The sequence below is a fragment of the Mariniphaga anaerophila genome (assembly GCF_900129025.1).
GTDB classification, from domain to species: Bacteria; Bacteroidota; Bacteroidia; order Bacteroidales; family Prolixibacteraceae; genus Mariniphaga; species Mariniphaga anaerophila.
Genome location: NZ_FQUM01000009.1, coordinates 25,269 through 51,638 on the forward strand (window position 1 = coordinate 25,269; position 26,370 = coordinate 51,638).

At 42.4% G+C, this 26,370-nt stretch carries 19 protein-coding genes; 7 read left to right on the plus strand and 12 right to left on the minus strand.

What is annotated here, in order from left to right; translation table 11 throughout:
- Positions 1 to 43 precede the first annotated feature (43 nt).
- The 3 genes from BUB08_RS16355 to cls form a co-directional block, all read right to left on the minus strand.
- Positions 44 to 2,563 carry a TonB family protein gene (locus BUB08_RS16355; RefSeq protein ID WP_073002993.1) on the minus strand — a complete coding sequence of 840 codons (2,520 nt, stop codon included), beginning with the start codon at positions 2,561 to 2,563 and terminating at the stop codon, positions 44 to 46.
- Positions 2,563 to 2,922 (minus strand): BlaI/MecI/CopY family transcriptional regulator, encoded by a 360-nt coding sequence (locus BUB08_RS16360; RefSeq protein WP_073002994.1) that lies wholly within the window; start codon positions 2,920 to 2,922, stop codon positions 2,563 to 2,565. The genes BUB08_RS16355 and BUB08_RS16360 overlap by 1 nt, the downstream gene beginning before the upstream one ends.
- A 257-nt stretch (positions 2,923 to 3,179) precedes the next feature.
- Positions 3,180 to 4,631, minus strand: coding sequence for a cardiolipin synthase (gene cls / locus BUB08_RS16365; RefSeq protein WP_073002995.1), 1,452 nt, complete (start codon positions 4,629 to 4,631; stop codon positions 3,180 to 3,182).
- A gap of 110 nt (positions 4,632 to 4,741) precedes the next feature.
- Between cls and BUB08_RS16370 the strand changes: the two genes are divergently transcribed.
- Positions 4,742 to 5,176, plus strand: coding sequence for a DUF6146 family protein (locus tag BUB08_RS16370; RefSeq protein ID WP_139249765.1), 435 nt, complete (start codon positions 4,742 to 4,744; stop codon positions 5,174 to 5,176).
- Positions 5,177 to 5,252: 76 nt separating this feature from the next.
- Here the strand turns inward: BUB08_RS16370 and BUB08_RS16375 are convergent, their stop codons facing one another.
- From BUB08_RS16375 to BUB08_RS16405, 7 genes are all read right to left on the minus strand, one after another.
- Positions 5,253 to 6,887 carry a sodium:solute symporter gene (locus tag BUB08_RS16375; protein ID WP_073002997.1) on the minus strand — a complete coding sequence of 545 codons (1,635 nt, stop codon included), beginning with the start codon at positions 6,885 to 6,887 and terminating at the stop codon, positions 5,253 to 5,255.
- Between the two features lie 21 nt (positions 6,888 to 6,908).
- A complete protein-coding gene (locus tag BUB08_RS16380) occupies positions 6,909 to 8,429 on the minus strand; it encodes a cellulase family glycosylhydrolase (protein ID WP_073002998.1) in 1,521 nt (506 codons plus the stop codon).
- A 1-nt stretch (position 8,430) separates the two neighbouring features.
- Positions 8,431 to 9,447, minus strand: coding sequence for a glycoside hydrolase family 130 protein (locus BUB08_RS16385; protein WP_083570817.1), 1,017 nt, complete (start codon positions 9,445 to 9,447; stop codon positions 8,431 to 8,433).
- 165 nt (positions 9,448 to 9,612) lie between these two features.
- Positions 9,613 to 11,130 carry a hypothetical protein gene (locus BUB08_RS16390; protein WP_073003075.1) on the minus strand — a complete coding sequence of 506 codons (1,518 nt, stop codon included), beginning with the start codon at positions 11,128 to 11,130 and terminating at the stop codon, positions 9,613 to 9,615.
- 183 nt (positions 11,131 to 11,313) lie between these two features.
- Positions 11,314 to 13,017 (minus strand): hypothetical protein, encoded by a 1,704-nt coding sequence (locus BUB08_RS16395; protein ID WP_073002999.1) that lies wholly within the window; start codon positions 13,015 to 13,017, stop codon positions 11,314 to 11,316.
- 10 nt (positions 13,018 to 13,027) lie between these two features.
- Entirely contained in the window at positions 13,028 to 14,530 is a 1,503-nt protein-coding gene (locus BUB08_RS16400; protein ID WP_073003000.1) for a RagB/SusD family nutrient uptake outer membrane protein, read from the minus strand.
- A 40-nt stretch (positions 14,531 to 14,570) separates the two neighbouring features.
- A complete protein-coding gene (locus BUB08_RS16405) occupies positions 14,571 to 17,657 on the minus strand; it encodes a SusC/RagA family TonB-linked outer membrane protein (protein ID WP_083570818.1) in 3,087 nt (1,028 codons plus the stop codon).
- Positions 17,658 to 17,906: 249 nt separating this feature from the next.
- Here BUB08_RS16405 and BUB08_RS16410 point away from each other — a divergent pair, with 249 nt between their 5' ends.
- From BUB08_RS16410 to BUB08_RS16420, 3 genes are all read left to right on the plus strand, one after another.
- Complete coding sequence (locus tag BUB08_RS16410) at positions 17,907 to 18,776, plus strand: AraC family transcriptional regulator (RefSeq protein WP_073003001.1); 870 nt, start codon at positions 17,907 to 17,909, stop codon at positions 18,774 to 18,776.
- A 221-nt stretch (positions 18,777 to 18,997) separates the two neighbouring features.
- Positions 18,998 to 19,384 carry a hypothetical protein gene (locus BUB08_RS16415; protein ID WP_139249766.1) on the plus strand — a complete coding sequence of 129 codons (387 nt, stop codon included), beginning with the start codon at positions 18,998 to 19,000 and terminating at the stop codon, positions 19,382 to 19,384.
- Positions 19,385 to 19,595: 211 nt separating this feature from the next.
- Positions 19,596 to 20,624, plus strand: coding sequence for a TQO small subunit DoxD (locus BUB08_RS16420; RefSeq protein WP_073003003.1), 1,029 nt, complete (start codon positions 19,596 to 19,598; stop codon positions 20,622 to 20,624).
- A gap of 295 nt (positions 20,625 to 20,919) precedes the next feature.
- Here the strand turns inward: BUB08_RS16420 and BUB08_RS16425 are convergent, their stop codons facing one another.
- Both BUB08_RS16425 and BUB08_RS16430 read right to left on the minus strand, forming a co-directional pair.
- A complete protein-coding gene (locus BUB08_RS16425; RefSeq protein WP_073003004.1) occupies positions 20,920 to 21,696 on the minus strand; it encodes an endonuclease/exonuclease/phosphatase family protein in 777 nt (258 codons plus the stop codon).
- A gap of 395 nt (positions 21,697 to 22,091) precedes the next feature.
- Complete coding sequence (locus tag BUB08_RS16430; RefSeq protein WP_073003005.1) at positions 22,092 to 23,768, minus strand: DEAD/DEAH box helicase; 1,677 nt, start codon at positions 23,766 to 23,768, stop codon at positions 22,092 to 22,094.
- Positions 23,769 to 23,961: 193 nt separating this feature from the next.
- Here BUB08_RS16430 and BUB08_RS16435 point away from each other — a divergent pair, with 193 nt between their 5' ends.
- From BUB08_RS16435 to pepE, 3 genes are all read left to right on the plus strand, one after another.
- The gene (locus tag BUB08_RS16435; protein ID WP_073003006.1) at positions 23,962 to 24,792 is read left to right on the plus strand and encodes an outer membrane beta-barrel protein; all 831 of its coding nucleotides are present in this window, start codon (positions 23,962 to 23,964) and stop codon (positions 24,790 to 24,792) included.
- A gap of 9 nt (positions 24,793 to 24,801) precedes the next feature.
- Positions 24,802 to 25,569 carry a creatininase family protein gene (locus BUB08_RS16440; protein WP_073003007.1) on the plus strand — a complete coding sequence of 256 codons (768 nt, stop codon included), beginning with the start codon at positions 24,802 to 24,804 and terminating at the stop codon, positions 25,567 to 25,569.
- A gap of 73 nt (positions 25,570 to 25,642) precedes the next feature.
- On the plus strand, positions 25,643 to 26,359 hold the full coding sequence (pepE, locus tag BUB08_RS16445; protein WP_073003008.1) for a dipeptidase PepE: 717 nt from the start codon (positions 25,643 to 25,645) through the stop codon (positions 26,357 to 26,359).
- Positions 26,360 to 26,370 lie beyond the last annotated feature (11 nt).

Here is a 26,370-nt window from a genome sequence, read left to right on the forward strand (position 1 = left end):
CATTTCTGTTTCCGGTAGCAGATCAATAAACTACGGTTCATTTTCAAGGTTCTTGCAACATAAATTTCACTTGAATTTTCACCGTTTTCCCTTTCATTTCGGGAACATCTATTGCCTGGCATTCGTTCATTACCCTTTTTACCTCTTTCATAAGAAGTGGGTTATTTTTAACGAATTTGCTTTCTGCAACAGACGCATTCGCTGAGCTGCCATTTTTTTCATCACTGTAAGCAACAACAACAATCTCGTCTATGGGAACAACTGTTCCCTGTGGCTGCTTTTCGTAGAAGCTGCTTATTTGTCCATCCGGCTCAATCACCGCCCAAAGGTCAACGGTACCCTGAATATTGTTTTCCCGTGCTCCAGCCGGGTATTTAATGGATTTGGCAATAAACTTCCGAAAATCCAAGTCAGATGTAATTCTGTTCTGCGCGGCATATTTCTTTGTTGTAACAACAATCACCCCGTCTTTCGCTTTATCACCATATATTGCGGTGGCCGAAGCATCCTTCAAAACTTTAATGCTCTCAATATCTTCCGGAAGAATGTCATCAATACCATCCGCTTTCTGTCCATCTACAACAAAAAGTGGTTTTTGTGATGCCAAATCGCTTGTTACTTTTTTTACTTTGGAGGGACGCCCTTTCAACACAAAATTCACGGGAACGGTGAAAGAAACATCCACCGGCTTTCCATCATTGGTACCGGGAGTCCAGTCAGGCAACGAATTTACCACACGCAACGCTTCTTTGTCCAGAGCAGGGTCAACGCCACGCGCAACTTTTGTCTGGGTTACCTCGCCGGTTTTCGAAACAACAAAAGTCACAAACACACGTCCTTGTATCCCGTTTTCTTTTGCAACTTCAGGATAGCGTTTGTTTTGCTCAATAAAATCTCTCAAAGCAGTTGCTCCTCCGGGAAACTCCGGCATTTCAGACACGGACAAAAATACTGCATCGCTTTCTTTCTCCGTGTTATATGGTGTTTTGGTATTAATTACTACAATTCCGTTTTTAGCTTTATCTTCATCCAAGCCGGCCAAATGGGAGTCCCCGTCTTTTACTACCGAAACATTGGCAATAACATTTGGCGGAATTTCGGTCAGCCTCCCTTCAAATTTCTTTCCGTCAACTACAATCAGCGAGTTTTCAGGCAACGTTTCTTGGGCGGCACCTTCCGCTTTTTTGGTAGAAATAAACACCAACCCGTTTTTTGCCTTATCCCCGTATATTGCGGTGGCCGATGCATCTTTTAAAACATCTACCTGTTTTATGTCGTCCGGAGAAATTTGGTTAATATCTTCTATAATCTTTCCGTCGACCACATAAAGCGGGTCTGTTGAAAATGCCGGATTGAACGAGCCGGGAACAAAAGCAGAACTCTTCTTCGCTTTATCTGCTTCTTTTTGTATTGATTTTTCCGGATTATCCGGCGTCAAACTAACGTCTATTTTCTGTTTTCCACCAACCTCGATTTCCTGTTTTTCATACCCCATCATAATAAATACGAGGGTTTCGTTCTTATTTTCCAACTCAAGTTGATAGTTCCCTTCCAGATCGGAAACCGTTCCAACCGTTTTCCCTTTTATTAAAACAGCTACGCCAATAGCAGGCTCACTGTTTTCTGCAGTAATTTTCCCGGTAACAGTAAAGCCTTCCTGCATTTCGGCAACTTCACGTTCAGGCTGAACAATCTCTGTTTTCACCTCGCGGCCGGAAAGACCCATAACCAGAACGGCCAGCAACGGAAGAACAACCAATTGTTTCAAAAGAGAAAATTTGTTTTCAGTTTTCTTTTTCATCATAATAATTCGGGTTTTAAGTTGTGAGCCATTTAAGGCAGTTAAAAATGGTGCCACCCCTTTTTTTGCAGCCAGCGCAACCATTGCCATCTGGTATGTTCTAGGGTCGCTGTTTTTTATTATTTCATTGTCAGTTTTATATTCCAGGTTGTTTTTAGCGGCATCTTTAATGAGCCAGGCAAACGGATTGAACCACTGAAACAGAAAAAGTATCTCGGTAACAAGAATATCCAACGTGTGCTTTTCTTTTACGTGAATGCTTTCGTGTTCAACAATCATGCTTAAATCGGGAGTGGAGAGTATCTTCTCGGAAATTACAATTTTGTTGAAAAACGAAAACGGGTGCACGTCCTCTTCCGTAATATTGACTCGATTGCCAAAGAGCATTTCCTCCCTGCTGTTACGAACTATTTTTAACGCTTTAAAATGCCCCAGCAGCAAATAAAACAGAAAGCCGGCAACTCCCAGAATATACAATCCAAACAGGTAGTGATACCATTCCATGCTAAATGCAGACTGCTGCAATTCGGCTGCTTCGGGAAGCCAGACAAGCCCATTAAAATCAGAGGGAGCATCGGCATTAATATAACGCACGGTGGTAAAAGTTATAACCGGAATCAGGAAACTGACTGCCAGCGAAACAGGCAGGTAGAGCCGGTTAAAAACAAACTGTTTCCGGTTTTGAAACAAAACCAGGTACGCCAGAAAAAAGGCTCCGGCAGCAATGGCTGCTTTTCCGATATACAAAAGGTAACTTTCCATCACTTTTCTTCTTGAATCATTTTAACCAACTCGTCCAACTCTTCGGGAGACAAGCCCTTTTCCTTGACAAAAAAGGCCACTGCACTTTTGTAAGAATTATCGAAATAATCACTTACCACCTGCTTCATAAACGACCGGCGATATTCTTCTTTCGACAGCAAAGGAAAGTACTGGTAAGTATTTCCATATTGTTTGTAACCAACAATTCCTTTGTCCTGCAGCAGCCGCACCAACGACGAAATGGTGTTGTAATGCGGTTTCGGATCATCATATTCTTCAATAATATCTTTTACAAACGCTCTTTTTAAATCCCAGAGGATTTTCATCACCTCTTCTTCTTTTCGTGTAAGTTTTTTCATTGTTGCTGATTTTTACTTTAAACACTGTATTGAAACAGTATCTAAAAGACAGAACAAACATACAACTGATTTTTCAGTTATGCAACTATTTTTTCAGTTATAAAACTGAAAAGTACGTTTTCCGCCACTTTGGCACTAAGAAAAACAGAAAATAATGAAATAGAAGAAGAATATTACATTGAATATAAATACAGAAAAATCAGCAAATTAAATCGATTCAAAACAAATTTGTTTCAACAAAAAAAAAGCAGAAGAAACTAGAGAAGCGGACTTACCAGATGCGCCAGCGACTCCCTGAGTTTAAAACGCCAACTGCGCTGTTTCCATTCGTCGAGTTTTATCTCGTAACTGTTTTTTAAATCGTTTTTAAACAGCGTCGCCAAATCGGCATTAAATGCTTCTTCGTACACAAATGCATTTACTTCGAAATTTGTTTCGAGGCTTCGGAAATCGAGGTTGGTTGTTCCGATTGACGAAAACACATCATCAACAACCAGGTACTTACTGTGTATAAATCCGCTTTGAAAAAAGAAAACCCGCACTCCGGCTTCGAGCAGCTCTTCGATGTACGAGAAAGAACTCCAGCGCGGGATGATGGAATCTGACTTTTCGGGCATTAAAATGCGGACATCCACATTGCTTAATGCCGCCGTTTTTAAAGCGTAGATGATTTCCAGAGGCGGCATCAAATAAGGGGTTACAATATATATTTTTGATTTTGCACTGCCCAGCGCCGCAAAAAACGCCTGCCCTATGCTGTCCCAGTCGGAATCCGGACCACTTGCAGAAATTTGCACCGGAGTTCCCGGATACTCTTTCAGCGGCGGAAAGTAATTTTCGCCGTTCAGATTTTCGTTAACCACAAAAAACCAATCGGCAGCAAACACCACCTGCAGGCAATTAACTGCATCTCCGGTTATTTGCAAATGAGTATCGTGCCACGGCCCAATTCTCTTTAATCCGCGCAAATAGCGGTCAGCAATGTTCAGTCCTCCGGTAAATCCTATTTTCCCGTCAACCACCACAATTTTTCTGTGGTTCCGGTAATTCACCTGCGAAGTAAGCCGTGGAAACCGAACCTCCATAAACGAGTATATTTCAACGCCTTTTTCGCGAAGCTCAGTCATGTACTTTTTACCCAGACCCCAGCTCCCCACGTCATCCACAATCATTCTGACTTCAACGCCTTCTCTTCGTTTTTCAATCAGTAAATCTTTAAGCTGATTTCCTATTTTATCATTATCAAGAATGTAGTACTCGAGATGAACGTGATGACGGGCCGCTTTAATTGCACCAAAAATTGCGGTAAATGTTTCCTCTCCGTTATTTAGTATCTGCAACTCGTTACCGGTTGTTAACAGTGCATTTGAATTTTTCAGCAACAACCTGATGATATTCTCTTTTCCGCGCGCCGTGGGGTTCAGCTTATCAAGCGAATGCTCAAACTGCCGAATCTGCCTGAATGAAAGTTTGCGGTACACGTTGAGGCTTTTTAGTCCTTTTCTTGAAAACAACTTCTTTTTCCGGTATTCCTGGCCAAAAAACAGGTAAAAAACAACACCGAAAACAGGCAACAAAATAAGAGCAAGAACCCAGGCTGCCGTTTTAAACGGAGAGCGTTTCTCCAGAATAATCATGATTGCAACCGGGATGGCAGTTACCAGAAAAATTAATGAAAAGACAGTCCAAAAATCAACTCCTGGGTGCATAACACAATTGGTATTTTGATATTTTCGTGTTAAAATTCATAAAAATTAACCGTATAAACAATTTTGGAATAATATTCGTAACATTAAATGTTCGGAAAAAGGAGAAAAACATGAAACAGTTACTATTTATTACGGGTGTATTGCTTTTTGTATGGGCCTGTTCCACCCAAAAAGGGGTTGTTAAAATCGAAGAAAACAAAGACGATATTATTGATGTGCAGGATTCTGTTGAGCAAGATTCGTTGCAATATGAATTGGAGACTTTCGACGCAAAATTCAAAACCTGGTATGCATTGCACGACAATCCTTCGCAATACCGCTCCCAGGAATATTACGAAAACTGGAACCGGCAATACGTGGTTGCATGGAACAGCAAATCCACCCAGCCGGGGAAAAGTTCATTTTTTGAACCGATTGTGGGTTACGAGCCAAACATCGACTACGGGTTTGAATTAAACCACAAGCTGTTTTACTATTTTCAATATGTGGAGCGGGTTCTGAAAATTAAAATTATGCCGGGCAGCCCGCAGGGAATCGCACTATAGGTGCAGAACCAAAAGCATTAAATAACAATACCTGTCAACTCAAAAGCTGACAGGTATTATTTTAATCAAACAACAATTAAAAGAATAGTATATACATTCCGAAACAAGCTATTACAAGGAGAAGCGACAACACCCGATAGTTTTTGTACCAAACAACTCCTTTTAACTCTTCTGTTTCCTCTTTCCAGATTTTTACCGACCATGTGTTATGGGCTACCTTTTCGGCATTGGGTAACCCGGTTGACAGGCTGACCACAACATTAACACAAACGCTGAAAAGCATTACTATTGGCGCAATCAGCAAGAAATGGAAAGGAATTTCCATTCCCAAAGCATATTTAGAAATCATAATTAGCGCAGCAACCAAAATTCCGGACACCAGTCCCCAAAGTGCACCTTTTTCATTGGAACGTTTCCAAAACAAGCCCAAAAAGAACGTGCCCACAATTGGAGGAGCCAGGTAGGAAATCACTTCCTGGTAATAAGCCACCAGCGAATCGAATTGCTGAATAAACGGCGCCCACAATATGGCAATTACCAACACCACAAGCGATGTAATCCGGCCAACTCTCACCAGCTTTTTGCCATCCGCTTTTTTATCTATCCTGGAATAAAAATCCATGGTAAAAAGCGTGGAAACCGAACTCAAAGTGGCGCTCAAGGTTGAAGTCAAAGCAGAAATCATAGCCGCCAGAATCAACCCGATTAAACCAACCGGCAATAGTTTTACAATTAACCTCGGATACACCTGGTCAGTATTAATTCCGTAAGCCGATTTTAACGTGCTCCCGTCAATAATTTCGGTGGGGAGGTTGTCTACTCCAAACAAGTTAATTCCCCGGCCAATTAACCCGGGAAGAATAAAAATAAACAGTGTAAACAAGTACAGGAATCCAACAAATAACACCCCTTTTCGTCCGTGGTCAATTGATTTTGCCGAAAGCACACGCTGTACCATTACCTGGTTATTGGCCCAAAAGTAGAATCCCAGAATCGGGATTCCCACCCACATGCCCAGCCAGGGCACTGTAGGATCGTCGAGCGGACGGGTGAGTTTCAACCACACTCCATCGCCAAACCGGTTATAAAGTTCTTCCCAGCCACCAATTTCGTCTAATGCAAAAAAGTAAAGAATGGCAGAGCCGATAATCAAAATAGTTGCCTGAATCATGTCTGCGTTAATGGCAGATGACAAACCTCCTACAATGGTGTACGAACCTGCAACCACGGCCATTATCAGAATAATCCAGAACAAATCGGCTTCCGGAAAAATCAGCTTTATTATTAATGCGCCGGTGTACAAAGTTGCGGCTGCATCTAAAAAAACATTTCCGAAAATTGTGATGAACGAAAAATAGTACCTTGAACGTTTATCGAACCGCTTTTCCAAAAATTCAGGCATGGTAAAAATACCCGACTTGATGTAAAACGGCAGAAAAAACAGAGCAAAAAACACCATCACCAGTACCGAAATCCAATTGTAATTAAACACTGCAATCCCGGTAATGAAGCCTTCGCCCGAGTGCCCCATTAATGTAGAGCTGGACACACTGGCTGCAAACAACGACAAACCTACCACAGGCCATTTCATGTTACGTCCGGCCAGGAAGTAGGAAGTCGAATCAGAACTTTTTCCATTTCGAAGAGCCCACCATACAATTCCGATTATAAAGAAGGCTAATATGATAATATCTATTGTACTAATATTCATTCAACTAAATTTCTCAATTTTTTAATCATCCAATGTTGTAAGCAATACAAAGCTGTTTGAAGGAACGGCTACCTTCAATGCCTTTTTCGCTTTAATATTTTTCTCTGCAGCAACCGGAAATCCGTTGTCATCCAATTTGCTTTCCCCTTCGACATACAAAAACTTTTGCATTGCTTTTGAAGTTGGGATATTCAGTGAAATAACGTTATCCACATCCGAATTATTTACTACGGCCACGGTAACATCATCTTCAAAAACGCCGGCGGTTAATCGCACTCCGTCGATTCCGGTGCTATCGGTTTTTACAATGCTGGTTCCACCCGGAAAATAGCGGCACACCAGCGACCAGGGATAAAACCACGGCCTGATGTTTTCGTCGTCAGGGTTGTTGCAGATTTCGGTTCCCAGGGAATTCCACATTCCCCACCTTTTTAATTCGTTTTTATTGCCAAGGTCGTTCATTGTGTGCATGGCATCGTCGAGCGCCCAGGCGGCTGCACCCGAAAATCCGGCATTCATGCTCTGAATAACAGCATCGGCCATATAAACTCCGTAGCTGTGGTCGTACACTTCCATCTGGCTGTCTTCGCTGGCATAAGGGTCTGCTTTTGCGCGGTCCTGATTGAGCTGTCCACTTCTGTTCATGCCCAGTTCGCCAAAAATAATCTGCTTATTTTTCGAAGCAGCAATATCAGCCGCCTTTTTATGAAACAGCTCAAATTCGCCACTTTTCACCAGGTCGTGCGCCGTGTAATCGTGAATCTCGTAAATGCCGATATTTTCGTCAATTTGCCGGGCTGTTTCTTCTACCCAGCCCAACCCGGAGTAGGTTGACCGAGGATTATCGTAACGAGTAACTGCATCGGGTCCTGCGACAGAAATGTGCCTATCCAGCCCTTTATCTTTTAATGCTTTGCTAAGCAGTATAACACCATCGCGCCATTCGTTAAAATCACCTTTGGTACTTGCCCAGTCGCCATTTGGTTCGTTCACCAGATTGTAATACTTCAGGCAGGTGTAGCCTTTGGTGTTAATCAGGTAATCGAGGTATTCAACAATGGCATTAATCCATTTCGGGTCGTTTGCCCCGGTGAACTTATCTGAATTTCCCTGGTCTTTATCGTGCATTTTATACGGCGTGCCCCACTCTCCCAACAAAACCGTGATGTTGTTCTTTTGGGCGTAATCCAAAATTTTCTCAACCGCTTTTACTTCGGGCGTATCAAAATCAAGAATTGGTTCACCTTTTTCATCAAACCCCACCATATAACGCCAGTTTGCCTGGTCGAGTACACGAAAAAGTTTCGGTTGCATGTAATCCAGCCTTTTGTAATTCATGTCCCATTTTCCGTCAGTCATCAGTTTTCCCCACTCCGCATTTTCAGTATCGGCATGCGGATAGGCAGACCACTGAACTCCATTCCCTATATAATCAGTAGAAATCGGTTGTTCAGGATAAATCTTAATTCCATTATCGGTGTGGGAGGTGCAGCCGATGTTCAACACCATTAAAATAACAGCCAGCCAACTAGTCGCCTTCATATCAGCAATTTTTTAAATAATCCAGAAGTTCTTTTACATCATACGTTGCCAGGCCTATGTATTTATCGGCGCCGCCGTAATATACGTATAAAGTGCCGTCAACAATTGCATTTCCTGTAGGAAAAACACACCCTTTGTAAAATCCTTCAAGTTCGTAATCATATTCGGGTTCCATAACGAAATTTTCACAGCGCGCAATTACTTTTGTCGGGTCTTCCAAATCGAGCAACGCAACACCAACACGATAGTAGCCGGTACCTCCGTTTGCAACGCCGTGGTAAATAAGCAACCAGCCCTCTTCAGTTTTCAGCGGCGGAGTGGAACCACCTATTTTTTCTTCCCATGTTCCGGGGCGCCCGGTCATAAGCAATTTACTGGGGCCGTTCCAAACCATCAAATCATCAGTTGACTGAATCCAGATGGCCGGTTCATTTGTTCCAAACCCATTTCCGACCCATTGTTTAGGACGGTGCAACATCCAGTATTTGCCGTTAATTTTTTCTGGGAAAAGAATCACGTCACGGTCGTCGAGATTTGTTTGGGTAACTCGCCCCAACCGACGCCAGTTTTTAAAATCTTTAGTTACTGCCAAACCTGAGTTGGCAATGTTTTCTTTCAGCACTTCCGGCGAATGTTCTCCTGTTTCAGGAAGCAAAATCACATCGTGGGCAAATTTCCAATATTGTCCCGGATAATGCGGGCGAAAAGCGTAAGTCACGTAATATTCGTCGCCGAACTTCACAATACGCGGGTCTTCAACACCACCCTGGTCGGGGCCGTCAACACTTGGCCCGAAAGCCGGTTCATCAGAAACCCTTTCAAAATTAACACCGTCGTTACTTTCTGCAAGCCCCATCCGGATGTAATGCTGCTCATCGTCGCCGGCAGCGCGGTAAAGCATTGTAAATTTTCCATTTTCGTACCAAACCCCGGGATTACACACGGCAAGGTTTTCCCAGCAGTTTGTGGGGTGAGGTTTCAGAATTGGGTTATTGGGATGCTTTTTGAACTTTATCATTTTTAATTTCTTCTTTCTTGGTTTTTATTTTTTTGATTTGATTCTCCTTTTCGATTTACCTGATAGTGCTACTTCTTTTTGAAAAAAAAGCGCCACTCCAAAACAGAATTATCTTCATTTTTAAAAGGCTGTTTCAGCAAAAAGAAAAATACTTTTCGAGATTGGCTAATTCATGTTTGTATACAGAATAAACGACTGCCCTTCCAGTGTGATGTCAACGCCATTTTCAAAATCAAGGTCGATGTTTTTTTCTGATGGAGTTGCAAAACCGTTTTCATCCTGAGCTCCAATAAACGAGCCGTCAGTATTCGATTTATAACTGTACTTATTTGCTGTGAGATTGCTGATTGACTCCGATTTCAGAACCAATTCGTAGTCGGTAACATGCGAATTAACCAGGGCAATGGTGTATTTTCCGTCTTTTTCGGCCCAAACTGCACGCACGCCTTTTTTATCGGGCAATTCGATGTTGTAAATATCGCTACCGGCCGGGAAATACCGGCAAAGCAAAGAAACCGGGTAAAAGAAAGGTCGGATTTCCTCATCGCTTGCATCGCCGCAAAGCTCTTCTCCCAGAATATTCCAGAACCCCCAGCGTTTTAGCTTTTCCGTTTGGTAATTGCCATCGTCGGGACTGTTGTACATAGCATCGTCCATATCCCAGATTAACGCGCCGGAATAACCTTCGCGCATTGCCTGAATTAAGGCATCGGCCATGTCGATACCATAAAATGCTTTGTACACCATCATGTTTGAATCGTCGCCGGCATAAGGGTCGTTTGCAATGGCTTCTTTGTTTTCCTTTTGCAACTCTGCATCTACCTCAGTGTATTTAAACCCTATTTCGCCTAAAACAATGCGCTTGTCAGCCGGAGTTACTTTTCGGTACACTTGCAGCATTTCGCCAAATTCGCCATTTCGAACAAGTTGCTGTTTGGGATAAACATGCACATCGTAAAGTCCCATGTTATCGCCCAAATCGGCTGTTGTTTTTGTTAGCCATTCCACCTGATTTGCAGCGTTAAAAATGGCAATATCCGGCCCCATCAGTTTCACGTTAGCCAACGCATATTTTGCCATTTCGGCGAGGTAAAGTTCCTGAACCTTTTTATAAACGTTGTAATCGCCATTGGCAGTTGACCAATTTCCGTTGGGTTCGTTAATAATATTTACGGTTTTAATGCAGGTGTACCCTTTTTCGTTTATCAAATGATTGAGAAACCGAACTGAATTGGCAATCCACTCGGTGCCAACGTCAATACGATTACCGGTGTAACTGTGCCCCCATTCTCCGTAAGTAATTTCAATGTTTCTGCTTTGTGCATAATCCAGCATTTTAAAAAGCGATGTTGTTTTAGCACTTTCGTTGTACTGCCCGTCATTCATATATGCCCAACCCGAGCTGGTCATTATTCGCAAAAACGGAGGACGCATAAAATCAATCCGCTGAAAAAGCTTATTCCAGTCAGCTTCGCTTAACGTTTCTGTTCCCAGCCACGTGGGAACCAAATCGTAACCTCCCCACTGCGCTCCGTTTCCTACAAATTCTGAAGAAATAAGTTTGTTCGTAATGTTCAGCACTCTGTTCTGTTTAATTATATCGGGGGTAGAATCGTCTTTGTCGCATGCCACCGACGACAACAAAAGAGAAAGCATTACGGTTATTATGAGTCCTGTTTTCATCTGCTTTAATTTTGAAATTTTTATGGCAACAGATGGAATTCGCATGAGATTTTAATCGTCTCACCTAGTGTAAATTCCATGCTTTTGCTCATTTTATAAATTATAAAAAAGAAAGGCTGCCGCAAAAGTAACTGCCGCCCGTAAGAGGCCGCAACTACTCGTGCAACAGCTTCCTCTTCTCTGCTATTGTTTATTCAAGTTATACCACATTTTTTTCGACATGTGGGCTACTTCTTCGTAACTGTAGTTCTGTGCATCCCAGTCGAAACTATCGGATAAGAATTCCAGTTCTGAAACCAGCGAAACTTCTGTTTCTGATTTTACTTCCAGTGTTAATATGTATTCAACACCTCCTTCATCGGTTATTTTAACCGTTTCTCCATCGAGCACCCAGGTGCCTTTTCCGGTTGGTACTTTTCTATACCGACTGTTGAAATCGGTTTCCGGCCAGCTGGTATCATCCGATACAAAACCGGCATATTCGCCATCGGCGCCTGCATTGTTTTCAAAAGTACCGTAGGGCTGGTCCTGTTCGTTTTTGCCGTCTACAGAAAATGTGATGGTGTTATCCAACTCGGCAGATGCCTGAGGCAAATAATTGGTCAGCGTTTCGCTTTTGTCCCATCCCCAGTCTTCCCAACTGAACAAGTCGCAGTAGACTCCGATTTGTCCGACTGTCCATGTTCCGGCAATGGAAACATCGTCGGCAGCAAAGTCAATCTGCAACTTAATGGTCCAGGTAACTGCTTCTCCGGATTCGGAAGTAACAACTATTTCGGCGGTGTTGTTATTGGAGAAATTCAGTGTTTCGCCAACAGTTTTATCGGCAGTTGCCATGTACGAAGTTGTAAGTTCTGTAATTTCAATTGCAGACACGTCGGCTCCGTTATTTTCAACAACTACTGATATTTCCTTATTTTCAGCATCAATTGCAGCATCTCCAACCTGACTGGCAACACCTAACGAAACAATGCTGTTCCCGGTTTGAATTTCGCGCTCTTTTGTAAGTGTGTACCACATCGGATTCGACATGTGAGCCAGCTTTTCATAATTCCAATCGGTGTCGGTCCAGCTGAATTCACTTGACAGGTATGGAATTTCTGCTTTCAGTGTTACCTCTTTTGTTTCGGCATTCAATTCCAGATCGAGTTCGGTAACCTTGCCGTTTGCATCAGTTATTACAACTTTGTTGCGGTCGAAATCGCGCAACCAGGTTCCTTCCCCTACCGGAATTTTCCGGAATCGGGTGTTAAAATCCCAGCCGTTTGCAGCGTCTGTAAAATCAGAATAAGCTCCATCAGGACCAACAGCATGAATATAATTACCGAAAGGATTTCCTTTTTCATCGGCGCCTTCAACAACAAAAGTTAAAATGTTATCCATTTCTGCAAAGGCCGATGGCAGAAGGTCGGGCACATTCACGTACTCCTCCCACCCCCAGCTTTCCCAGGTGAACATGTTGCAGTACAAACCAATATTTTTGATGTACCATGTTCCTTCGAGGTCTGACACAAAAGGTGTTAAAGTTACTTCCCAGTCCAGTGTTTCACCGGCGCCAGAAACCACAGAAATGGTTGCAGTTCCGTCAGAAAAATCAAGCGTTGAACCGACGGTGTTCTGAGACGAAGCCCCGTAAGACAATTCAATACCTTTAATCTCTACTTTGGTAATGTCAGCAATATTTTCCTCTTTGGCATACACATTAATTGTTGCCTTGTCGGCAGTACGTTCAATAACAGCCGTTCCGATTTGCCCTTCCAGCAATACGGAAAGAATATTGCGTTCTTTCTGCCAGCCGGTTCCTTTTAAGTCCTCAAAAGGGTCGGCTGTGCAGGCAGTCATTACAACTGCCAGCCCAACTAAAAATATATTAAATAACTTCTTCATTTCTGATTGATTAATTGATGTTAGGATTCAAATCGATTTCGCGTTGCGGAATTGGGAAAAATGCAACTTTTTCGGGCGACAAACCTGCAGCCTTGGTTACATTTTGCTGAACGGTATTTGTACGCCTCAAATCCCAAAGCCGGTCGCCTTCAAAAGCCAACTCGCGCTGACGTTCTTCCACAACCAGTTTACGGAAGTCTGCTTTTAACAAACCGGCAAGGCTTGGCAATTCTTCAACACCTGCACGGCGGCGGATTTGATTGTATTCTGCCAAACCCGATTCGTCTGCGGCAGCTTCAGCATAAATCAACTGAACATCGGAATAACGCAGCAAATACGGACGGGTGCTGGTTTTATCGCCCTCGTAATTCGGGTCGATGTATTTACGACAAAACGGGTATTCAACAACACCATTTGAAACTGTACCGAGCGAATTTCCAGCTGCATCGAACACTTCGCTAACAAACAGTTCGGAAAAACGTTTGTCGGCCGGCTCGTAAGCGGCAGCCAATTCGTTGGAAGTCTGAAATACGCTCCATCCATCGTGAGTTTTTGTCAGAGAGCCGTCGGCATTTTTCAGATAAACTGCCGAACCACCAATCCAGGGAATAAAATATTTTGAAAGTTTTGAGTAATCGCCTTCCTGAGTTCCCGAGCGGTCCATTGACATAATAAAAATATGTTCGGGCCCGTTTGGCACTGTGTTGTCGTAGATATTCTGCAAGTCCGTATCGAAATAGTATTCCGACTGTCCGGTTAAAACAGCTCCGGCATATTCTGCGGCTTTTGCATACATGTCATCCACACTTTCGGTAAGCGCATCGTATTTGGGCACTCCGCTTTCTTTTGCCGATGCTGCAAACAGATAAACTTTTGCCATCAGCGCTTCGGCAGCCACTTTATCAGCACGCCCTACCACACGATTTACTTCCAGAAAATCGATTGCTGTTGTTAAGTCGTCAATTATAAACGAATACACTTCTTGCATGTCTGCGGGCAAGCTGGCTGTTGTTTCGTCCAGCCTGTCGATTAACGATTTCTGAATTGGTGCCAAGCCAAAAGCCCTTACTATATTGAAGTTGTTCCAGGCTCTCAGAAAATAAGCTTCGCCCATCAAACGTTTTTCATCGGCTTCATTAAATCCTTTTCCAGGTACATTTTCGATAACAGCATTGGCGCGATTAACGGCAATGTAGGCACAACGGTAGTACTGAAACAGCAACTGGTTTTGAGAAGTTACTTCCCAATTTACAAAAGCCTGTGCATCGGCTCCTTCACTTGGTTTTACATTTGCGTTATCAGACGCCAGTTCGGTCAGGTAATACGTAATAGGCGCATAACTTACCAGCGTTAATGCGTCGTATGCATATAAAACTGATGCTTCGGCGTCTTCTACTGTGTTATAGAAGTTTTCGTCAGAATAGAAACCATAAGGTTCCACATCCAGACTTTCGCATGAAACCAGCCCGATTACGAAAGCCAAACCCACTATTAATTTATTTAGTTTTTTCATTTTCAATCAATTAAAATTGTAACTACTTTTTAAAATGAAACTAAAAAGTTAACTCAACTCCTAAAGTCCATTTTCTCAACTTCGGATATCCACCCCAATAAATTCCATCTGTTCCTATTTCGGGGTCGTACCCTTCAAAGTCGGTAATGGTAAACAGGTTGGTTGCGTTCAGGTAAACACGGCCACGCTTAAACCACGACAGGTTAAGCTCGTTAATGTTGTACCCTAAACTAACGTTTTGCAAACGCAGGTAACTTCCGTTCTGAATAAACCAGTCTGACATATAATAATTTCTGCCGTCGCGCAAGCTCGGGTAATCGTTTGTCTGATTGTCCAAAGTCCAGCGCAAAGGCATATTGCTGGGCTGGTCAAATGCTTTTGTATTCAAAATATCCTGGCCGAAACTTCCGTTGAAAAACATGGCCAAATCGAAATTTTTATACCGAACATTCATGTTCAAACTTGCAATCAGGTCCGGGTTCGGGTCGCCTATAACCGCACGGTCGTCTTCATCAATAGTTCCGTCTTCGTTCAGGTCGACATACCTGAATTCGCCGGCTTGTGCCAGTTTTCCATCCAATCCGGCAGCCAACCCTTCTTCTTCACTCTGAATAATCCCGTCAACAGTGTATCCGTAAAAAACATTTACAGGCTGGCCAACTGCCAGAATGTTAGGAATTGCGCGGAAAGCCTCAATCTGACTACCCGAAAATTCGTATTGCATTCCGGTTATTGCATCGGTATTCAGCCCCGAAGCAAGTTTGTCTCCAAGGCTTACCACTTCGTTTTTGTTTTTCGACAAAATCAGTGCAGCAGTTACTCCCCAGTCTTTTGTATTTACGATGTCGCTGTCGAAGGTCAACTCAATTCCCCGGTTTTTAATTTCGCCGTCGTTCACCCACATCCTGTCGTACGAAGACGACGGGGAAAGCAAACGTTCGCGAAGTAAATCGGTTGTGTATTTATTGTAGTAATCGAAAATTACACGTAAGCGGCGGTTGAAAAATGCCATATCGGTTCCGATGTTTAACTGGCGTGTTGTTTCCCACCTTAAGTCAGGATTTGGAATACCACCCCAGATTTTTTTACCGGTGTGGCTTTCCCAGTCGACAACATATCCGGGGCCGATTGCAGTTTGCCATCTGCCGTCAACGTAGTACTGGTCTTGCCCGTAGCGGCTGTTAATCAGGTAAGGAGAAATCCCCTGGTTTCCTGAAATACCAAAACTACCACGTAATTTTAATTCGTCGAACACATTAAGATTTTTAATGAAATCTTCGTGGTGCATTTTCCAGCCCAAAGCTCCCGACGGGAACATTGCCCACTGGTTGTTGGGGCCGAATTTTGAAGAACCATCGGCACGCATTGTAAATGTTGCCAGGTATTTATCGTTGTAGGTATAATTCAAACGTCCCAGCCACGAGTACATCACTATTTCGGTGAGGCTGTTTGAAACCGATTGTTTTTCAGGGTCGCCTGCTGCAAGGTTTTCATTCCCCAAAGATTCGTTCAGAAAATCGTATGCTTTCAAATCAGAAGAACGGCTTGTGTAATACTGATAAGAAAAACCGCCCATGGCCGTAAACTGATGTTTTTCGGCAAACAGCTTGTCGTAGGTAAGGAACGTTTCAGAAACAGTTTCTTTGCTTTCCCAGTTTTTTATTCCTCCCGAGCCATTATTAAAGGTACCATCTTGTGTATAAATTTTCGGATTGTAGTAATCATTTATCGAGCGTCCGAATTTATAATTGACCTGTGATTTCAATTTCAACGACGGCAAAACCTGCGCTTCGGCGAAAGCAGAACCGATAAAATCGAGAAAATCACTTGTGTTTGTTTTGTTTTCCGTCAGGGCAATCGGATGCGAATAATCCTGTACTCCGGCCATGTAATATCCTTTTGTCGGGTCATTATCGATATAAACCGGAAAAACCGGGTTACGCCAATAAGCCAGGCCACCGTTATTGTTGCGGTTTCCTTTTGAGAAAATTACGTTTGTGCCAACGGTAAGTTTGTCGTACACTTTGTGAATTACGTTCAGATTTGCATTTAACTTTTCGTAGTCGTCTTCGATGTACACACCTTCGTCGGTAAAATATGTTCCACTCAGGCTAAACTGTGTCTTTTCATTCTGGCTACGAACCGCAATATTTGTATTGTTTGATACCGGATTGCGGAAAACCACGTCGTCCCATTCAGTATAATACGGCCAACTGCCGCTCGAAAGTTCGTTAACTGACGGATAGTAAACTCCGTTTGCGTTTTCAGCGCCAATATACAACGGCACAAATCCGCCATTAATACGGTTTTCGTTACTCAGTCGCGCCATCAAAACAGGGTCGCGCCACAAATTCAGTTCCGAAGTAAATTCGGAAACCGTACTTTGTTGCGAAACAGTAATTTCGGTTGTGTTTTTTGAACCTTTTTTAGTGGTAATCATGATTACGCCGTTGGCACCACGAGAACCGTAAATAGCTGATGCTGATGCATCTTTCAGAATTTCCATGGACGCAATGTCTGATGGCGATATCTGTTTTAAATCGCCGGCATAGCCAATCGGGAAACCATCAACAACAACCAGCGGGTCGTTACCACCACGAAGCGAACTGCCCCCGCGAATACGAATGGTTGAGCTTGCTCCCGGATTATCAGATGATGTGGTTACCTGCACTCCGGCACTTTGTCCCTGCAACAACCCATCAATAGAGTTTGAAGGTTTCATGGGAATATTATCCATTTTTACCGAAGAAACAGCGCCGGTCAGGTCACTTTTCTTAACCGATCCATAACCAACCACAACCACTTCGTCGAGTCCTTCAACTTCCTGACTCAGTGTTACATTAATTAAGTTTTTGCCATTAACAGGTATTTCCTGCGCTTTAAAACCAATAAATGAAAAAATCAAAGTTGCGTTTGAATCGTCTAACTTAATAACATAGTTACCATCCAAATCAGTGATGGCTCCGGTTGCAGTTCCTTTAACTACAATATTTACTCCCGGAAGTGTTTCACCACTTTCACTTTTTACCAGTCCTTTCACCACAAAGTTCTGAGCAAACAATATGCTCGTGCTCAGGGCAAAGAAACAGGTAAATAACAGTTTAAATAAATAAGTGTTCTTATTCATAAGTGCCTATCATTTAAAATTAATTTTTACAAATGCAAAATTTGTTCTTAATCCTCCGCAAAACAAGTATTTTAATGCTTCTTACCAATACTATTATGAATTCCATTATATAAATAAGGAAAACAAACTACCAACCAAACTAAAATACAACACCTTACAAAATCTATTATCAATACTATTATGAATTACAATAATTACTATATTTGCAGAATAATACCACAAATATGGTCTAATGAAAATAATTGTCCGATGAACACCATAGAAAGAGAAATTACCCCATTAACCGACGAGGACTTTTTTATTGTCTTAAATAACTTTCACGCCAAATTTGACTTCCCGGTACATTACCATCCCGAATACGAATTAAATTTTGTTTTCAACTCAAAAGGGAAACGGATTGTTGGAGATTCAATTCAGGAATACGACGACATGGACATGGTTTTAATAGGCCCAAACACTCCGCACGCCTGGACCGGCAACAACGACCACGACGATGTAAGGGTTATTACCATTCAGTTTCAGCAAGACATTTTATCGGAAACAACACTCAACAGAAAAGTAATGACTCCCATAAGAGACATGCTTTTCAAATCGTACCGGGGCATTGAGTTCTCCAAAGGAATTCAGAATAATTTCAAATCCCGGCTCGTAGAACTGTCCGACAAATCGGGATTCGACTCACTACTGGAACTCCTGTCAATACTGTATGATTTATCCATTTCCCGAAACCAAAAGCTGCTGAGCAGCTCGTCGTATGTAAACAAATACGAAAGCAGCAAAAGCCGCCGCATAAAAAAAGTTACCGACTACATTTACGAAAACTACCACAACCAGATTAAACTAAAAGAAGTGGCCGAAATTGTTAATATGTCGGATACTGCATTTAGCCATTTTTTCAAAAAAAGAACTCACCGCTCGTTCTCCGATTTTGTAAACGATGTTCGCGTGGGAAATGCCACCCGCCTGTTAATCGAGTCGGAAAGAACCATGGCAGAAATCGGCTACGAATGCGGATTTAACAACCTTTCTAACTTCAACCGTATTTTCAAAAAGAAGAAAGGCTGCACGCCGAGCGACTTTAAAAAAAGCCAACAGATGATTTCAAAACATCAGGTTTAAAACTTTTAAAGCAGTTGCAAAATTAACTAAACACACCACAAAACAAGCCAACACGCTGTCTTTCATCATTCTGAAGACACAAAAATAACAACCAAAATATGTCTCTTTATTTAGGCGACAAACCACTGTCAGCCCCACCCTCAAAATGCATTGAACTTAACCCGTTCGATTGCGTTATTGTTGGTACTTATTAAAGCCAGGCAACACATTGCCCGTTAAAAATGACAAGAACAAGAATACATATCAATACATTACACCTGAGCACAATATTGCTGACAATATTTGCTTTGTTTCCGTGCGATGTGAAAGAGCCTGTATTCCAGTCGCTGGGGATTGAGTACAATCGCCCGCTCAACAAAAATAAAACCGTACAAAAATTAACGGACACTTGCGAGACAACGCTTTACGGCAACTTTGAAGCAAGCATCCCGGCAAACGACGAAGTTCATTTTCCGGCCGCCATTCATTCTCTTTTTTCGCCGGCAGCACCTCACACAGAAGACCAACATTTCATTTTCGCAAATACTGCGTTATTACCCGCAGACACCAAGCCGCCCATGTACATTCTGTACCAGCGGCTAAAGCTTGACCTTACCTTAAAAGCCTAACAAAAAAAAGAGACCGGCTTCTCTTAATCAAAACAGCTTTTACAAACTCAGGAAGCACACTAAAAAACGATTTTAGCATCATTGCAAAAACCGGCAATGTTCGGATTGCAACAACAAAATGTACTGCCGGCAAAACAAACAGCACATTGCGCAATCGGTATGTCAGAATGCTTCTTTAGTACTTCAACACAAATTAAAAAATACAATTCAAATGAAAAACAATTCAAAAATATACTCCACCGAAATGGCTGGACTATTCAGCCTTTCAATTCGCTTAGTTGTAGGCTGGACCTACTTTTCGGCGTTCTGGCGCAGAGTTGTTCTGGCCAACAAACTAGACCCGGAAATTGCCGGCTACATTGGCGAAAAATTCAACCACTTTCTTCCCAATGCACTTGGAATCAAACCAATTATTGAATACCTGGTAACAAACCCCGACATGCTTTGGCTGTCTATGGTTATTTTTACGGTTATTGAGGCCATTGTCGGGCTATTTGTGATGCTCGGGTTATTTACGCGACTAATGGGAATCGGTGTTTTCTCTTTGGCAATGGGAATTCTACTGGGCTCAGGATGGATTGGCACGACCTGCCTCGACGAATGGCAAATAGGCGTTTTGGGCGTTGCAAGCGGATTTGCCCTGTTTTTGAGCGGCAGCAGTTCTTACTCGTTCGACCAGTATTTTATCAACAAAAACTTTGGATTCACTCGTCAAACCTGGTTTCGCTGGCTGGGTTCCGGCAGCTTCCCTATAAAAAACCCCAAACGACTGGCATTAACCGGATCATTGGCCATTCTGTTTCTAACGTTGTTCACCAATCAATATTTCCATGGCGGCATTTTTGGCACCCTGCACAACAAGTCAGTAAAACCCAAAATTGAAATCAGCAACACCTCAATAGCAGACAATTCGCTGCATTTTGAAATATACAGAACCGAAGGAGTTGATGTTTACGGCTCGTTCCTAATTGGCATCCAGGTTTTAGACGAAAAAGGGAATATCATTATCAAAAAAGACGGAACAGACCTTTCCAAATTATCGACAAGCAATATCAACAACCATTATGTTGCAAACGTAAAGCCCGGCAAACACAGCCTAATTGTGCCATTGGGAGCAAAGGCTGATTTAACCATCGACATGGATAACATTGCGTTGGATGAGAAAAAACAATACACGCTAAAACTTATCGACATTAGCGGCATCGAATGGGAAGTTCCCATAAACACTTTTCAACAGTAACACAAAACCATAATAACTACAACAAAACGGTGTATCTTTTTATGGTATGGTGTCGTGCGGGAACACATGGCAATTTGCAGTCAGTTTACTCCAACTTGTTTTACAAGCCACAAACACTCGCATACCCCTAAAACCCGCATGCACTATACCATCTGTTAGAGGCAGACATTACTTCATTCTATTCCCAACATAGAACACATAGCCATAAATTGCTTCTTTTTTATCACTCATATGCTATCACAATTAGCATTATCTAATCTCCAGGAAACACCGTTTTTTTTTCGCAGCAACTGAACTATCTTTTCAATTCCACAAGTGCACTAATTGGCAAATGATCCGACAGTTGAATCTGATGTGTGGTTGCTTCAATTGTTTTCCAACTATTTTTTGGATAACCGAATATGTAGTCGATTTTGCTTTCAGGATTTTTTACCGGAATCGTCAATCCGCCGTCATCCAATATTTTCCAGGACGCCATTCCAACAGCAATCTCTTCTGATTTGGGACGCGCATTAAAATCGCCACACAGCAGAACAGGAGTTGTTTTATCAAGCAACACCTCGTTCAGTTTATGCACCTGAACCTGCCGTTCTTCGGTATTTGTGTAATCTAAATGAGTACACGCAAAAGTGATGTATTGGTTTTCCGAGAACTCAACATCAGCAACCAAAACAGCACGCTGTTCTTTGCCGTTTTCTGTTTTTGGCAGATAAATCCGCTCAACAGAAGCCATTGGAAACTTCGACAAAATACCGATTCCATAATACCCGCCGGCGTAAGGAATTGTTTTCCCGTAAGCAGACAACAAACCGGTACGGAAACCCAACTCTGTAATAAAGTCCTTTCCATTTTGCATAGGCGCGCCCGTACGATAAGTTTTACAATCGACTTCCTGCAATGCAACCAAATCAGGATCCTGCTCCCAGATAAACTCCGCAAGCTCTTCCAACGATGCCAACTCACCAAAACGCAGGTTGTAACAGAGTATTTTTAAGGTGTCGGCTTTTTCCTGCGCATGCAAAAAAGGCACAATAAACAAAATAGAGATTCCAATAAAGAATGCTTTTTTCATCTGTATAAAATTTTTTGATTTCTAAATATTCAAAAAATGTTGAAGACATTCAGGAATTCACATGAAAGATCAATCCTCTCTCCTGACGTAAAATCCACTCTCCTGCTCATTTCATGTTGCTAAATAAATTATTGCAAAAAGAAAACAGGCAGGCATCATCTTTTATACCTGCCTGTTTAATAGCTATTGAAATATTAAATTATTTCTACTTTATCCCCTCCATTTGCAACTCAGTTTCTTCTCCTGAATCCGCAGCTTTTTCGCCGCACAATCAGCAAACAAACATACAAACAAAACAAAAGCCAGAACTGCTTTTCAAACCCCAATCCTGACTTTTAATGTATTTTTTATAACCCGCCTTTTATTCAGCGGGTAAGCAAGTGTAACCTGCCAATTTATTTCCCCTTTGCAATGTCGATACCGACTCTCTGTCCTTTGTAAGTAGCTTTTGAGAAAGCTTTCAACAATTGTTTTTCGTATCGTTTGTCCACTTCAAAAAACGAAAAATTCTTCATCACCTCAATGTCACCAATTTCCACGCTTTTGCCGGGCATGTACTGGTTTACCATATCAATAATCGTCCGTTTATTAACTCCGCTTTTCTTTCCGAGGGTGAAAAACATACGCGAGAATTCGTATCCTTTACGCCTTTTCCCGGGCCTTTCGTTACCCCGACTGCGTTCCTGTCTTCTTCCGCGTCTTCCCCGGTCATCGAATTCAAAATCTCCACCACCGGAACGTGACTCGTCAACATTAATATCGGGCGCATTTTCATAATATTGAAGGAAACGGTTGAACTCGAGCGAAACAAATCTTTTAATAAGTTCTTCGCGCTCAAGCCATGCCAGCTTCTTGTAAATTACAGGCATAAACTGTGCAATTTCAGTCTCGTTCACTTCAATGTTTTCCATTTTATCAATGAGGCTAAAAAGCTGTTTCTCACAAATTTCCTTTCCGGAAGGAACCTGTTTCTTAACAAACTTTTTGTTCACTTTCTTCTCAACCTGATTCAACTTCCCTTTTTCGCGAAGATGAATAAGCGTTACCGAAACGCCTTTTTTCCCGGCACGCCCGGTACGTCCGCTGCGGTGAATATACACCTCCGGATCATCAGGCAGGTTATAGTTGATAACATGGGTAAGATCGTTTACATCGAGCCCGCGGGCTGCAACATCGGTTGCCACCAACATTTGCAAATGCTTGCTCCGGAAACGTGACATCACATGGTCGCGTTGTGCCTGCGACAAGTCTCCATGCAGCGCATCGGCATTGTAACCGTCCTGCATTAACTTATCAGCAACATCTTTGGTTTCTGCGCGGGTACGACAAAAAATAATGCCGTAAATATTCGGATTAACATCGGCTACCCTTTTTAATGCGATGTACCTGTTTTTGGCATTAATCACGTAATAATGGTGCTCCACATTTTCTGCTCCGGTATTCTTTTTTCCTACAGAAATTTCGAAAGGATCAGTCATGTACCGTTTTGCAATACCAACAATTTCCTTTGGCATTGTTGCAGAAAAAAGCAAAGTCTGCTTTTCCTTCGGAGAAGTTTCCAAAATGGAGTCAAGGTCATCCTTGAAACCCATGGAAAGCATTTCGTCAGCTTCGTCGAGAACGAGCCACTTTATTTCGTTTACGTGAAGTTTTTTTCGTTTAATCAAGTCGAGTGTCCGGCCAGGAGTTCCAACCACAATAGAAGCACCCTTATCCAGTTGTTTCATTTGCCCTCTTATATCGGCACCACCATAAACAACAACAGTAGTAATATTTTTACTGAATTTGGAAAAATTGCTTAAATCGTTTGCAATTTGAAGTGCAAGCTCCCTGGTAGGACTCAAAATTAATGCTTGCGTGTGTTTGTTTTCAGGGGAAATCTGCTGAAGAATTGGCAACCCGAAAGCAGCAGTTTTACCGGTTCCGGTTTGTGCAAGTGCTACGATATCAGTGTTGTTTTCCAGCAAGAAAGGAATGGTTTTCTCCTGAATAGGGGTAGGCGCCTGAAATCCCAATTCTTCAACAGCCTGTTGAATTTCCGGACTGAGGCCCATCTCGTTAAATAATGTCATGTAAATACGTGTAAGATTTGTGGACGCAAAGTTAATCTTTTAAAATGAAATTCAGGGGATTATGGAAAAATCTTCGGCATCTTAACAAATACATAATTCTGTTATCTCTTTTCACTTTTAACCCGACAAAAACAGTATTTCAACCTAAATGCTTTACATTTGTTTGTTTTAAAAACCAATTCAGAGGAATTGTATGAATAATAAAAGCCTGAAAACATCTGTTCTTTTTGCAATCCGGCTGATATTTACAGGATTGGTACTTACTCTCTGCACTTTAAGTTTAAAAGCCCAGCAAGACACCATAGTGCCTGTAAAAAAAGATCCAGAAAAAATTCTGAGAAAAACCAACATTCGAAACTTTACCCACAATGGGTTTAACTTTTGGTACGACAAATTTTCCGGCCACTGGGCAGGAATAGATTTCGGATTTAACATGCTTGTTAATCCCGATTACACCGGTTACTCGTCGGAATTTATGGAAAACGATGTTTTTCGTTCCAATACAACCTATCTGAATATTATCCAACAAAGTATCGGACTTCAGAAAAACCGAAATACCATTGGTTTGGTAACAGGATTAGGCCTGCAATTAAAAAGCTACCGGCTTGAACGAAATACCACCATTCAACGGCTCGACAACGGAAGGATTGAACCCCAAACGCTTTACTTTGATCACAATCAGAAATCGAAACTGTCGGTGGTATCAATTGTTGTTCCCCTGCTTGCCGAATTTCAAATACCGGTAAACCACTACAAAAACAGGCTGTTTATTTCCGGTGGCGCTTACGGCGGAATAAGAATTGACAGTCATACAAAAATAAAATACCGCGCCGACGGAAAAAAAGAAAAGCTGAAAACCCCGGGGCATTACTCTCTTCAGGACTTTAGTTACGGATTAATGATAAGAACAGGATACCGTTGGATTAACCTTTTTGCAACCTACGATTTGGTTCCACTTTTTAAAGAGGACAAAGGACCGGAACTCACTCCGGTAACATTTGGAATAACACTAATCAGTTTTTAAAATAACGATATGAGGCCTTACATTTTAGAAGAAACCAACTGGAAACAGGTAAAAAACCAAAAATATGATGTGGCAGTGCTCCCCTGGGGCGCCACCGAACCACACAACTATCACCTCCCCTTTGGCACCGACTCGCTCGAAACCAAATGCATTGCAGCCGAAGCCGCCGAAAAAGCATGGAACAAAGGGGCCAAAGTAATGGTGTTGCCAACCATTCCGCTGGGCGTACAAAACCCCGGGCAGGTTGAAATGCCGTTTTGTCTTCACACGCCCCCGTCAACCCAGCTAATTATTTTGGAAGATATTGTAAGGGCACTTTTTAACCAGGGCATCAAAAAGCTGGTTATTATGAACGGCCACGGCGGAAATGACTTCAAACCACTGATTCGCGAAACGCTGGCTAAGTTTCCGGGTATGTTTATTGCCCTGAGCGAATGGTTTCGGCTGTTTCCCAATTCTGATTTTTTTGAAGAAGAGGGCGACCATGCCAACGAAATGGAGACCAGCGTTATTATGCACTATTTTCCGGAACTGGTACTGCCGCTGAACGAAGCCGGAGACGGAAAGGCAAAAAAATTCAAACTTAAAGGGCTGGCCGATAAAACTGCCTGGACACCGCGCCAATGGGATAAAGTAACTGAAGATACCGGCGTGGGAAACCCCAAAAAGTCTACTGCAGAAAAAGGAAAAATTTTTCTGGAAGCAGTAACCGACCGAATTGGAGATTTTCTGGCAGAACTGGCAGAATGCAACCCCGAAGATTTGTATTCGGAATAAAATAAAAACCAATAATTATCATTTCCTAAGCAGTGAATTTTTCTGTAATTGCAGCGAAATAAAAAGGAGAAACATGAAACTTTTACTGATTAGCAACTCAACCATGGCAGGGGAACCCTATTTGGATTACCCAAAATATGAAATCCAAAAATTTCTGGGAGAAAAACCGGTTACAGCACTATTTATTCCTTTTGCAGCCGTCACTTTTTCGTTCGACGATTATTGCGCAAAAGTAGAAGAACGCTTTGCCGAGGTTGGCCATCACATTGTCGGGATTCACACGTTTTCAGACCCGATAAAAGCCATAGAAGATGCTGAAGCAATTGTGGTTGGCGGAGGAAATACCTGGCAACTGGTGCGCATGATGCACGATCAAAAACTGATGAACCCGATTCGTGAAAAAGTATTTAACGAAACTCCATATATTGGCTGGAGCGCCGGCTCAAATGTAGCCTGCCCCACGCTCCGCACAACCAACGACATGCCCATTGTTGACCCTCACGGTTTCGAATGCATTGGCCTGGTGCCTTTTCAGATAAACCCGCACTACCTCGATGCCAATGCCGAAGGCCATGCCGGGGAAACACGCGAACAACGTATTGAAGAGTTTATTGAAGTAAACCCGAATTTATACGTGGTTGGGCTACGGGAAGGCTCCATACTGAAACTGGAAGATGAAAAGCTGGAGTTAATTGGCGATCGTATGTGCCGCATATTTAAAAAAGGAGAAAAACCGATGGAAGTCACCCGCGAAAGCGATTTCAGTTTTTTGATAAAAAACGGCTTTTAAGGTCATTTTTT